Genomic DNA, 12,596 nt, shown 5'->3' with positions numbered 1-12,596 from the left:
TGAAGCTCATTCATTGAAAGGTTAATGGTTATGTCTGTTATCAATTACGCAATGAAATTCTTCAGCAGTGCGTCTACTGCCACAGCTGCCTGTCCTGTTTGTGGCTTAAAATCAGTACAACCGTTGTCAAAAATCCGGCTCAACCAGACCATGCTTTGCCCCGGATGTAAGGCTCTGTTTATCTCCCGACGCTAGCTCGACCAAAACCGCAGAACAGAGCTCATGTCCTATACTTATGTTAGATTCCGGCAGCTGTTAAATCCCTGATGCCTGACGCCCATCCTGAGAGAACGTTTCTGAACTGATTTCGCAACTGCTCCTGCGCGCTAACGTCGCATCAGAGCAATGCTATGAAAATGATCCCCAGAGCGTGGTTTAACCGCTCCCGTATACTGATGAATGCTGCCGAAAACATAACGTTTTCGGCGAACGATCCTGCCGGTGAAAGCTCGCCGCGGTCAGAACTCTTTTCGACCGTCCAGATGGAACGCTACGGCCAGAAGCTGGCGCGGACTCATAAAGTATCACCGGATAAGCATCCTTATTATCTTCTGAAACGGCTTGGCGACAATGAGGCCGTCATTACCCAAAACTGCTATGAGCTTAACGCGGGTAAAAAGACTAGTATCATGCCCGCTGGTGAATGGCTGCTGGACAATTATTATCTGATTGAGGAACAAATCCGCACTGTCCGCCAGCATCTGCCGAAAAGCTTTGGCAAAGGTCTTCCGTCGCTGGTATCGCCGCTGAATTGCCCACGAATTTATCATATTGCATCAGAGGCTATTGCTCACGGCGATGGCCGCTGGGATGCCGCCAGCCTGACCAGCTATCTCACTGCCTATCAACAGGTGACGCCGCTGACGCTGGGTGAAGTCTGGGCGTTACCGGGAATGCTGCGCCTGGCGCTGATTGAAAATCTTCGTCGTATCAGTATGGAAGTGATAAAAGCGCAGCAAGACAGAAACCTTGCCGATACGTGGATAACAAGGATTGTCGAATGCGCAGAGAGTGCGCCTGGTGATTTAATCATGGTGGTTGCCGATATGGCGCGCTCCCGGCCTCCGTTAACCAGTGCGTTTGTCGCAGAGCTGGTGCGGCGCCTGCAGGGGCATGGCAACGCGCTGTCGTTACCTCTGACCTGGGTTGATCAGTGCCTTCGGGAACAGGGGATCACCACTGACGTTCTCATACATAGTTTCAATCAGCAGCTTGCCGCCAGCCAGCTGTCCGTAAGTAACAGCATTGCGGGCCTGCGATTATTGAGTGAAACGGACTGGGCTGATTTCGCCGAAACGATAAGCGTTGTCGAACAGACATTACGCAATGATCCTGCCGGCATCTATCCCCGGATGCACTTCAATACCCGGGATCATTACCGGCACGTAGTGGAGGTTCTGGCCAGAGACAGCGGTCTCAGCGAGCCTGAGGTTGCAGAGAAAGTGCTGGCGTTTTCAGAGGAAAAAGCGCCCGATACACCGGAACATCATGTTGGTTATTATCTTGCGGGCGAAGGTCGACAGGCGCTGGATATTCATCTCCTGGCAGACGCCTCAAGGCTCCTACGCTTGCGGCACAGTTTCAACAGAATAACCCTGCTGTCATGGATTGGAAGCCTGACGCTGCTGACAACCGCAGCGACCGCAGCAATATTGCACGAAACCGCCATGCAGGGCACAGACTGGCTGTTGATCGCGGTGATATTGCCTCTGATTATCGCTTTGACTCAGTTAATGAGCGATTTACTCAGTGATGCAACCACCCGTTTTCGCGTTCCTCGACCCTTGCCGGGGATGGATTTTTCAGCCGGGATTCCCGCTGACAGTGCCACCATGTTAGTCATTCCCTGCATGTTGACCAGCCACGAAAGTTTCAGCCAGCTCCTCACCAGTCTTGAAGTCTGCTGGTTAGGGAATGAAAACGAAAATCTCAGGTTCGCGCTGCTCACTGATTTTGCTGATTCTGAAAATGAACCCTCGCCGGAAAGTCACGCGCTGCTCAGACAGGCTATCGCCGATACGCAGGCGCTTAATCGCCGCTACCCCTCCGGCCGACCACGTTTTTATCTGTTACATCGCCAGCCTGAATGGAACCCCTCGGAAGGAGCGTGGATGGGCTATGAACGCAAGCGGGGAAAACTGGCGTTACTGAACAGCTGGTTGCGCCATCCCGGAACGCAATTCGTCAGCGTTGCAGAGATGCCTGCCCACCTTTTACCGGGTCACATAAAATACGTCATTACCCTGGACAGCGATACGGTGCTCCCGCGCGATACGGCACACAAACTCGTCGCGACGATGGCGCATCCGCTGAATACGCCTGAGTATGATCCGGTACGCCAGAGGGTTGTCAAAGGATTCGGTATTTTACAGCCCGGTCTTGCGGAGGAGATACCACGCAACGGTCAGGGGCGTTACGCAGCCCTGCGCAGCAGCGTACCGGGCAATAACCCTTATTCGATGATGTCTTCGGATATCTATCAGGATCTCTTTGGGGAAGGCTCGTTTGTGGGCAAAGGGATTTACGATGTTGATATTTTTATGCAGGCCACTACCAACATCTGCCCAGAAAATCTGGTACTCAGCCACGATCTGCTTGAAGGATGCTATGCACGTTCGGGTCTGCTGAGCGAGGTATTACTGTACGAACAGTATCCTAATAATTATCTGTCGGATGTTGCACGACGTTCACGCTGGATCCGGGGTGACTGGCAACTACTTAACTGGCTGAAACCACGCGTCAGAAAAGCCGATGGAACCCGGGGCAGGAATCCGCTGACCGCGCTTTCTTACTGGAAATTACTCGATAATCTACGTCGCAGTCTGGTCGCCCCCTCCTTACTGGTATTGCTGTTCTTCACTCTGCTTTGGGTACCCAATCCGGTTTACTGGCTGGGCATACTGTTGCTGATATGGCTGTTGCCAACCATCCTCTGCATTAGCCACGACCTTCTGCATAAACCTCTGCGTCGCCGCGTGAAGCCGCATCTGTTACTGGTGGGGGCGGGCGCGCTAAAGCGTCTGTCAGGTATCAGCCTTAATTTTGCGATACTGCCGCACGAAGCCGGATATTCGCTGAAAGCGATCGCCGTGACGCTATGGCGACTGGGGATAAACAGGCGTCACCTCAGCCAGTGGGTCAGCCACAGTCAGGACAGCAGTCAGGCCAGACCCACTGTTGCACGTTTTTATCAGGCGATGTGGCTGAACGTTGCCGGTGGCGTGGCGCTGACAATACTGACCGGACAATTTGCCCCACAGCTGCTGGGGATTGCGTTACCGATCGGTTTGGTATGGTGTGTGGCACCACTGCTGATGAGCTGGCTGAGTCGCCAGCCCGTGCGTAAGGTTTTTTCGCCTAACCAGGAACAAAAACAGCTGTTACGCCAGACAAGCCGTGAAATCTGGGCTTTTTTTGAAACATTTGCCACAGCAAAAGAGAACTGGCTTCCGCCTGATAATTATCAGGAAATACCACAACCGACGGTGGCACACCGAACTTCTCCTACCAATATTGGTCTTTCACTTATGGCTAACCTGACGGCATGGGACTTTGGCTACCTGCCTGGCGGAGAGGTGCTCCGGCGCGTGTCGCTCACGCTCGACACGATGGATAAAATGGAGCACTACCGGGGCCATCTCTACAACTGGTATGACACCCGTACGCTGGTCCCCCTAAGTCCACGCTATATCTCCAGCGTCGACAGCGGCAATATGGCCGGGCATTTATTGACCCTGCGTGCAGGTCTGTCCGCCATGCGTCATCAGCCTGTTTTAAGCAACCAACAGATACTGGCAGGACTGAACGATACGCTGGATATTCTGGAAAAACAGTGGGGTAAGAACCCACCTGACAGCCTGAGACTGCTGCGCAAGCATTGCCTGAACGCGGTGTCGCTCTCTCCGCAGGCGCTTTTCAGCGAACTGAAAAGCATGCGCACCCAGTGCAACCATCTGACCAGCGCATGTCATCAGGGATCTCCTCTTCAGATGCGCTGGGCTGGACATCTGGAGCATCAACTGGTTCAGCTTTGCCATGAGTGGTCTCTGTTGCTTGGCTGGTTGCCTGCATCCTGGAATGAACAGACGCTGCCGACGCTGAGCGAGCTTGCCCGTCCGACATTAACCGGTACAGGAATGGCTCCGGCGTCAGTGGCGGAGCAGGCCCGAATGCGACTCAATATTATCACCGAGCTGGAACAGCGGCTGGATGAGCATGCCCGGATGGATTTCGCCTTTCTGTACAGTGAAGCAACCAGTCTGCTCAGCGTCGGTTATAACTGTGACACCAATATGCCTGACAAGAGCCACTACGATCTCCTGCCGTCTGAAATCCGCCTGACCAGTTTTCTTGCCATTGCGACTAATCAGCTGCCTCTTAAAAGCTGGTACGCGCTGGGTCGATTGTTTACCACGATTGATAATGAAACTGCCCTGATGTCATGGAGCGGATCCATGTTTGAATATCTGATGCCGAATCTAGTGATGCCCACCTGGCCCGGCAGCTTGCTCGATGAAATGAGTCAGTCGGCGGTTATGCGCCAGATTCACTGGGGGAAAGAACGCGGGGTACCATGGGGTGTTTCAGAGTCTGGCTATCATGCTTTTGATGTTCAGCATAATTATCAGTATCAGGCATTTGGCGTACCGGGGCTCGGTCTGCGCAGGGGACTTGCCGATGACATGGTTGTTGCTCCTTACGCCACGCTGCTGGCCCTGATGGTTTCCCCACAGAGAGCCTGTGAGAACCTGTTCAGGCTGCAAAAAAATGGTGCACGCGGAGAATACGGTTTTTATGAAGCGCTGGACTATACCCCCTCACGTCTTGCAACCGGTCAGCTCTATGCGGTGGTACAGTCCTGGATGGCGCATCACCAGGGTATGGCATTTCAGGCGCTGGCTCATGTGCTGCTTGACGCCCCCATGACTGAACGCTTTATGTCCAGCACGGTATTCCGGTCAGCGAGTCTGCTGTTACAGGAGCGCGTGCCGGATGCGGTCGATCTGTACAGTCCGCGCCGTCATTTTGAATCTCATGAGGGCAGGGTCAAACCCGTCCGCTATGAACCCCGTATTTTCTATAGCGTGGATACTCCCGCCCCGGATATTCAACTGCTGTCCAACGGCCATTATCATCTGATGTTGACTGCGGGGGGCGGTGGTTACAGTCGCTGGAAGGATATTGCACTAACGCGCTGGCGCAGTGATACCACCCGTGATAACTGGGGAGCATTCTGCTACATCCGCGATACCCAGACGGGAGATGTGTGGAGCAATACCTGGCAACCGACAGGCTACACCAGCGGACAAGACGAGGAAGTGTTGTTCACCGATGCGGGGGCAGAATTCAGATGCAGCTTCGGGGGACTCAGCGTCAAAACTCAGGTGGTGATCTCTCCGGAGGATGATGTTGAATTGCGACGGCTCACACTGATTCATCGTGGTCGCAAGCCTCGCTCTCTGGAGCTGACAACCTATGCTGAAGTGGTACTGGCACCTGATGCCAGCGATCTGGCACACCCGGCATTCAGCAATTTGTTTATTCAGACTGAGCTGGCTCCTGAGCGTGACGCTATTCTTTGCCACCGGCGCCCGCGCTCACCGGATGAACCGGGCCCTTGCCTGTTTCACATGATGGTGGTGCATAGCGATAACCGACATAACGTGTCGTTTGAAACGGACAGGGCAAGGTTTATTGGACGTGGCAGAAACCCTGAGAATGCCCAGGCAATAGAGACGGGAGGGATGCTAAGCAACACGTCGGGCTCGGTGCTGGATCCGATACTGGCAATTCGCAACGCCATCATTCTGCAGCCGGGGCAGCCGGTTACGATTGATATCATTTATGGCATCAGCGAGACCCGTCAGCAGAGCCTGGCGTTGCTGGAGAAATATCGCGATTACCCTATCGCCGATCGCGTCTTTGAACTGGCCTGGTCTCACAGTCTGGTGGTATTGCGCCAGATGAACGCCAGTGAAGATGATGCCACGTTGTTCAATTGTCTCGCCAGCGCTGTGCTTTACCCTGTCCAGGAGCTGCGCGCCGAAGGACAGGCGATCGGCCGCAACCGGCGTGGCCAGTCCGGACTGTGGGGCTGGGCAATTTCAGGGGATCTGCCGATAGTGCTGCTGAGTATAACCAGCGAGGAAAGTATCACCTCAGTGACCACACTGATTCAGGCACATCGTTACTGGAGACAGAAAGGGTTGAATGTTGATTTGGTTATCCTGAATAACAGCCCCGGCGGCTACCAGCAGGGATTACAAAATCAGATTATGGAGTTAATTTATGCCGGGTCTGAAGCCAGTCTGCTGGATAAAAAGGGCGGGCTTTTTGTCCGCAACGGTGAGCATCTCTCCGCTGAGGATAAGTTGCTTTTGATGAGCGTGGCCTGTCTTTATCTTGATGACCGCGCAGGGGGTATTATTGAGCAGCTTAACCAGCGTATTCATACCCTGAAATCGCCGGCAAGGGCATTCATTCCGCGTGCTGTGCGCGAGCGTAATCAACATACGGACTGGAGCCCTGATACCAGTCAGTTATGCCATTTCAATGGGTACGGTGGATTTTCTCAGGATGGGCGGGAGTATCAGATCGTCCTTCGGGAAAATGCGCTTACACCGGCTCCCTGGTCGAACATACTGGCAAATTCCCGTTTTGGCAGCGTGATCTCAGAGGCAGGGCAGGCCTATACCTGGTATGAGAATGCCCATGAATACCGGTTGACGCCGTGGGAGAACGATCCGGTGAGCGATCGCAGCGGCGAGGCATTTTACCTGCGCGATGAAGAGAGCGGGGAGTGCTGGTCGCCGACGGCTTTACCTGTTCGCGGACACGGTGATTACCTGACCCGCCATGGTTTTGGCTACAGCGTTTTTGCCCATCGTGAGAGTGGTATAGACAGCGAGTTGACGGTCCTGGTTGCTGAAGAAGATCCGGTTAAACTGGTGCTCCTGACGCTCAGTAACTCTTCGGGACGGACACGTCAACTTTCCGTCACAGGCTATGTAGAGTGGACGCTCGGAGAAACACGAACGCGCTCAGCCCCTCACATTGTGACACATGTGGCCAGAACGCCCGCCGGCTGCGGGGTGCTTGCGAATAACTTTTATGGTGATAATGGTGGCGGCCGAACTGCATTTTTTGCCGTCAGCGGTAATGACTGTTCTCTGACAGGGGACCGCCGGGAGTTTATTGGCCGTAATGGTTCCCTTCACGCCCCTTCGGCCATGAAACTGCAAAAGCTTTCTGGTAAGACGGGGGCCGGTCTGGATCCCTGCGGAGCGGTGCAATCGGCGGTTACATTAATTGACGGGGACCAGAGGACGTTTATTTTTATCCTCGGCGCAGAGGAGAATGATGTTTGTGCTCAGGAGACGCTGGCCCGCTACATGAACGAGGATACGGTCCGCCAGGAGCTGAACCGGATTCATAATCACTGGCACAATGTGCTCGATAAAATCGTAGTTAACACCCCCGACACGTCCGTAAATTTACTGGTTAATGGCTGGCTGTTGTATCAGACGGTCGCCTGCCGTCTTATGGCCCGGAGTGGCTACTATCAGTCTGGCGGTGCATTTGGTTTTCGCGATCAGCTGCAGGATACGCTGGCTCTGAGCCACGCTGCTCCGAACCGGATGCGTGAACAGATAATACTCTGTGCATCACGGCAGTTTATCGAGGGAGATGTGCAGCACTGGTGGCACCCGCCACACGGCAACGGTGTGCGTACCCGCTGTTCCGATGACTATCTTTGGCTGCCGCTTGCTGTTTGCCACTATGTTGAAACGACGGGGGATATGGATGCACTGGAAATACGCATTCCTTATCTGGAGGGACGCTCGCTTCAGCCTGGTGAAGAGTCTGTCTATGACACGCCGGTCATCAGCGGCACCGAAGAGACACTCTGGTTACACTGCGTCAAAGCTATTCACTATGGACTTCGCTTCGGGGAGCATGGCCTGCCGCTGATGGGGGCTGGTGACTGGAATGACGGGATGAACCGGGTGGGTATCGAAGGCAAAGGTGAAAGCGTCTGGCTGGGCTTCTTCCTGTACGACATTTTGCAGCGGTTTGCAGCGCTGGCGGAGCGCAGGCTGGATGAAAGCGTCGCCGCGATGTGCCGTTCACAGGCTCTGCGCCTGCAAAGTAATCTCGAAGCCCACGCCTGGGATGGGGAATGGTACCGCCGCGGGTATTTTGACGATGGTACTCCCCTGGGATCGAAAACCTCACAGGACTGCCGGATTGATGCGATTGCGCAGAGCTGGTCTGTATTGTCCGGCGCCGCGAGCCCGGGACGGTGCGCAAAGGCCATGCAGGCGCTGGATAAGCACCTTGTGGATAACGAAGGAGGGCTGATCAAACTGTTAACGCCTCCTTTCGACGGACACGGTCCAAATCCGGGCTACATACAGGGGTACCTGCCCGGCGTGCGGGAAAACGGAGGGCAGTATACGCATGGCGCCATCTGGGCAGTGATGGCCTTTGCCCGAATGGGGAATGCCGAACGCGCCTGGCAACTCTGGTCAATGCTCAGCCCTATAAATCATACCCTGAATGCGGACTCTGTCGGGATTTATAAAGCTGAGCCTTATGTCATGAGTGCTGATGTCTACAGCGTCGCTCCCCATATCGGACGTGCAGGGTGGAGCTGGTATACCGGTTCCGCAGGCTGGGCCTGGCGTTTACTTACCGAGGAATTACTGGGGATAAAACGTTCCGGCACTGACTTTAGTGTTCATGCCAGGTTACCGGATGAGTGGTCGTCTTTTTCTATGGCATATCAATATGGTGAAAGCCATTATCAGATTAGTGTTTCACGCGGCGATGCAGAATATTGCGTGACGCTGGATGGTGTTCTCCTCCCTGATGACAGAATACCGCTGAAGGATGATGGACAAAACCACACGGTTGAGATCATTCAGAACTGACACTGATCCCGGAGGTGCGTTAACGTCTGCCGTTAATGCGCTGATTATCCCTGAGAACATTAATCGCAGTCTGCATGGCGATTTTGTCATCCCGCCTTTTTTGTTTGTCCTGCATGACCTGAAGGTATTCCAGCAAGGTGCGGGTATTAATCGGTCGGCCCTGTTTACCCACAGCCAGCACGGCTTCGCCAAGAATAATTTTCACAGGCGGTAGTTGTGCCGGATACCAGTCAAGGGTGTCTTCTGATTTCATCTTAAATTTCTCACGGAAGGGTAGTATACCATAAATGAGACGTTCAATTTTCAATATCTGATATCCTGATTCAGACACAACTTAACATAACTCATGCCAGCTATTTTTATATTAAAGCGTATAATAACTACTATATTCCTCAGAGAATTATTTATGTCTTATACAAATGGGCTCAGGTATTTTAAAGAAAGACCGGTTCATGTTGCCTGCCCGGTATGCGCGCACAGAGCCGATCAGAAAGCAGGTAAACTAAGAAAAGATGCGGTTCTTGAGTGCCCTGCCTGCGGACTGTTGTTCAGACCTTCAGAATGCTGGTGTATCGGCGGCTGATCAGCTTCTGCCACTTAACGTCAGTGATGTCGGAAAATGACAACGTTCCTCCTGTACTGCAGTTGTCGAGGGTATGATAATGAAATCTAAAAAATCTGTTTTTATTGAAGGACATATCCTGTCAAACAGCTGTCACGGGCAGGCCGGTCAACCTTTCTGTATTCACCGGGTCAGGTTTAGTAATGGTAAATATGCGATTATCCGGGTGGCATCCGGGATATGTTTCAAACCAGGCGAAATTATTCAACGAAACGATTGTGAGTGGTTTTATAAACTTACCAAAATTCGCCTTCTTTCTTTTGAGTACCTTGATGATGATGAATCAAGAAGACAATTTCTTGAGTATCAATGATAAAATCATGGATTTATAATAGAATAACTTTGCTGGCTTACAATTCATTCCTGACTCTTTAAATTCTTTACCAGTCATTGCAAAATTATTTTTTCTGAATTTAGATGAATTTAAATTGCCTCAAACAAAATGTATCGCCAAAGACGAATTGCCTCATTGTTTTCCTTTTGCGTTATAACCTTCATTAGCATTAAGGAAATTTATGGCACAGACTTTTACTCATAATTTACTTCATCCTCGCCACTGGCTTACCTGGTCTGGTTTGGGTCTGCTGTGGCTTCTCGTTCAACTTCCTTACCCGGTTTTACATATTCTGGGTTCTGGCCTTGGAAAAATATCCAGACCCTTTCTGAAACGTCGGGAAGGAATTACGATTAGAAATATCGAACTGTGCTTTCCCGAGATGACACCGTTTGCCCGGAGTCAGATGGTCAATAAAAACTTTGTTTCTCTCGGGCTGGGACTGATGGAAACAGGAATGGCTTGGTTCTGGAGCGATGCGAGAGTCAAAAAATGGTTTGATGTCGAAGGGCTTGAAAACCTGACCGGTGCGACAAGAGGAGTAATGGTTGTCGGGATTCATTTTATGTCCCTTGAGTTGTGTGGAAGAGTAATGGGGTTATGCCATCCTATGATGGCAACGTATCGCCCACACAATGATCCATTAATGGAATGGGTACAGACAAAAGGGCGTATGCGTTCAAATAAGGCTATGATTAATCGACGTAATTTATCAGGTTTTGTTCATGCGCTAAAAGCAGGTGAAGCCGTTTGGTTTGCACCAGACCAGGATTATGGGTCTAAAGGAAGCGTTTTTGCACCTTTTTTCTCGGTAAAAAAAGCAGCCACGACGAACGGAACGTATGCTCTGTCAAAACTAGCTGGTGCACACTTGATCACACTTAGCATGATTCGACGTAGCGATAAAAAAGGTTATCACATGTATATCAGCAATCCGTTGTCAGGCTATCCAGGGGAAGACAAGGTCGCCGCAGCAGCTTATATGAACAAGATCATCGAGCGTGAAATTCTCCGTGCCCCTGAGCAATACCTGTGGATGCATCGCAGGTTCAAAACGCGTCCTGAAGGCGAAGTCTCTTTATACAAATGAACCACTCTGCTTGTCATGAGCCAGAATCTATCTTTCTTGCCACTGCGTATTTGTAAAAAATTCGATAAGGAATTTCCGATCGGATTCATGTTAACGATGGCTTAACTGACAACCAAGGTTAATCAATTGAACCGGTTCGGATTTGAAGGTCCGTTTTTCGCTCATTGCGGACCTTCAGATCAGCTAGCCTGCACGCTTCGAGCCAGAATTAATCGTTCTAATTTTCATACCTCAGCTATGTACTCTGTACGTAACGGGACAAGAGGGAGTAGTTAGAGAACCCTAGTCGATTCAGATTCATAACAGCACTGAGAAATCAGACGAAGAAACCACTGAGATCACAACGCTATTTAGCAGATCGCCGATAAGATTTCGCCGCCTGCCAGGCATGTTTCATCTTCTCAATAAACTCCAGCTTCTCTTCAGGTTGGACGTTCCACACATCTATAGCCGCAATAATCATGTCATAACGCATAGACGTATTATAAGGGCGAAGATAACCCGCTATTCGTCCTTTTCCTTTGAGATAGTCCCAGAGATAAACTAACTGAGTTTCATCATCACGTGACATCCAGTCAAAATCTGTCAGAAAAAAATCATATTGCTCAAGCCAGCGCTCATGCAGTTTTTTGAAATAAGAGATCTTATCTCCAAGTGAGCATGGAGCTTCATCAATGTATCTCATCACACCATTGATGAGTTCACGCTCAGTTACCGGGGAGGGGTTGTACAGAGCGGTACAAGCTCCCGCGTTCAGATAAAATCGGGAGAAAACGCGTTTCGGTTTTTTCGAAGCAGTGGCCTGTGGATTTGTTATCAGATCCCAATCAATATCATCCAAATCGATATTCAAATTAGAGAAATCAAAATTGGTGAAGATATTATCGTCCATTAAAAGAGAATTAAAACCACCTGAACAACCGGCGTCATTCCCCAACCCACCAAGTGTCAACCCTGCAGGTAATACTGGATATTCAAAAATATAATGGTGAGCAAACCACGATGCTCTTGGTGTACCTTTGAAACAATCAAAATAATCTTTATCAATCAGTTGCAGGTCGGCCCATTCTTTAAGTGTTTTCCGCGCAGCTTTGATTCTGTCCTGATCGCCAGAAAAATGCCGTTCAAGTATCTGAGAGATCAAATGTCGAAACTGATCCGGCGTATCATAAGTACTGCACAGTAACGAGTGATCAGTATTTAAAAACCCATCAAGCGTTTTTAAGTACATTATCTCGTAGCGGATCATATCGTAATGCAACATCGTCTCATCCCTCTGATTCTGGCTTCCGAAAAGAGATTAACATGGACATCTTTTTGGTAGATGGAGGCGAGTCACAGACCTGAAGAATGACTGATTTTTAACTGATATCCTGCTGATTTTATTGTGATAACACTCTGACATTTTACTGCGTTATTCCTGTGGTTTTTACTCTATGAATCCCCTCTGTTCACCTCATTAGAATCGCTCAACAGCAGATATGAACATTTGGGTTTTTAGTATAATTAAGGGGGAACGCCCTGTTTCTATACCACCCTGTTCATAGCACCTTCTCCAACAAGCAACCCTGCCTGTATTCCCCTGGATACACGGTTCCCTTTATCTGCCGTATCCCC

General features: G+C 50.8%; 7 protein-coding genes. 5 read left to right on the top strand and 2 right to left on the bottom strand.

The genetic code is table 11. The annotated features are described in order from the left end of the window. Positions 1 to 24 precede the first annotated feature (24 nt). Both ACERJC_RS13060 and ACERJC_RS13055 read left to right on the top strand, forming a co-directional pair. Entirely contained in the window at positions 25 to 195 is a 171-nt protein-coding gene (locus ACERJC_RS13060) for a YnfU family zinc-binding protein (protein WP_305955329.1), read from the top strand. Positions 196 to 350: 155 nt separating this feature from the next. Continuing rightward, on the top strand, positions 351 to 8,933 hold the full coding sequence (locus ACERJC_RS13055) for a GH36-type glycosyl hydrolase domain-containing protein (protein WP_373671842.1): 8,583 nt from the start codon (positions 351 to 353) through the stop codon (positions 8,931 to 8,933). A 19-nt stretch (positions 8,934 to 8,952) separates the two neighbouring features. On the opposite strand, the gene ACERJC_RS13050 is transcribed toward ACERJC_RS13055, so the two are convergent. Continuing rightward, entirely contained in the window at positions 8,953 to 9,186 is a 234-nt protein-coding gene (locus ACERJC_RS13050) for a YnaE/YdfK family cold shock protein (protein WP_032682062.1), read from the bottom strand. Positions 9,187 to 9,279: 93 nt separating this feature from the next. Between ACERJC_RS13050 and ACERJC_RS13045 the strand changes: the two genes are divergently transcribed. The 3 genes from ACERJC_RS13045 (at position 9,280) to lpxP (ending at position 10,979) form a co-directional block, all read left to right on the top strand. Beyond that, complete coding sequence (locus ACERJC_RS13045) at positions 9,280 to 9,516, top strand: YnfU family zinc-binding protein (RefSeq protein WP_216858821.1); 237 nt, start codon at positions 9,280 to 9,282, stop codon at positions 9,514 to 9,516. 79 nt (positions 9,517 to 9,595) lie between these two features. Next, positions 9,596 to 9,868, top strand: a complete 273-nt coding sequence (locus ACERJC_RS13040; protein WP_016239704.1) for a hypothetical protein — start codon at positions 9,596 to 9,598, stop codon at positions 9,866 to 9,868. A gap of 202 nt (positions 9,869 to 10,070) precedes the next feature. Then, the gene (gene lpxP / locus ACERJC_RS13035) at positions 10,071 to 10,979 is read left to right on the top strand and encodes a kdo(2)-lipid IV(A) palmitoleoyltransferase (protein WP_016239703.1); all 909 of its coding nucleotides are present in this window, start codon (positions 10,071 to 10,073) and stop codon (positions 10,977 to 10,979) included. A 346-nt stretch (positions 10,980 to 11,325) separates the two neighbouring features. Here lpxP and ACERJC_RS13030 read toward each other — a convergent pair whose 3' ends face one another. Beyond that, complete coding sequence (locus ACERJC_RS13030; RefSeq protein ID WP_032681782.1) at positions 11,326 to 12,243, bottom strand: hypothetical protein; 918 nt, start codon at positions 12,241 to 12,243, stop codon at positions 11,326 to 11,328. Between the last annotated feature and the right edge of the window lie 353 nt (positions 12,244 to 12,596).

This window comes from Citrobacter telavivensis (genome assembly GCF_041807075.1).
GTDB lineage: Bacteria > Pseudomonadota > Gammaproteobacteria > Enterobacterales > Enterobacteriaceae > Citrobacter_A > Citrobacter_A telavivensis.
This window is presented reverse-complemented; position numbering and strand designations above follow the sequence as displayed.

What these genes read in the sequence shown, in the direction of transcription:
- ACERJC_RS13060 (WP_305955329.1), top strand. Translation starts at nt 25, where the DNA reads ATGGTTATGTCTGTTATCAATTACGCAATGAAATTCTTCAGCAGTGCG.
- ACERJC_RS13055 (WP_373671842.1), top strand. Translation starts at nt 351, where the DNA reads ATGAAAATGATCCCCAGAGCGTGGTTTAACCGCTCCCGTATACTGATG.
- ACERJC_RS13050 (WP_032682062.1), bottom strand. Translation starts at nt 9,186, where the DNA reads ATGAAATCAGAAGACACCCTTGACTGGTATCCGGCACAACTACCGCCT.
- ACERJC_RS13045 (WP_216858821.1), top strand. Translation starts at nt 9,280, where the DNA reads ATGCCAGCTATTTTTATATTAAAGCGTATAATAACTACTATATTCCTC.
- ACERJC_RS13040 (WP_016239704.1), top strand. Translation starts at nt 9,596, where the DNA reads ATGAAATCTAAAAAATCTGTTTTTATTGAAGGACATATCCTGTCAAAC.
- lpxP (WP_016239703.1), top strand. Translation starts at nt 10,071, where the DNA reads ATGGCACAGACTTTTACTCATAATTTACTTCATCCTCGCCACTGGCTT.
- ACERJC_RS13030 (WP_032681782.1), bottom strand. Translation starts at nt 12,243, where the DNA reads ATGTTGCATTACGATATGATCCGCTACGAGATAATGTACTTAAAAACG.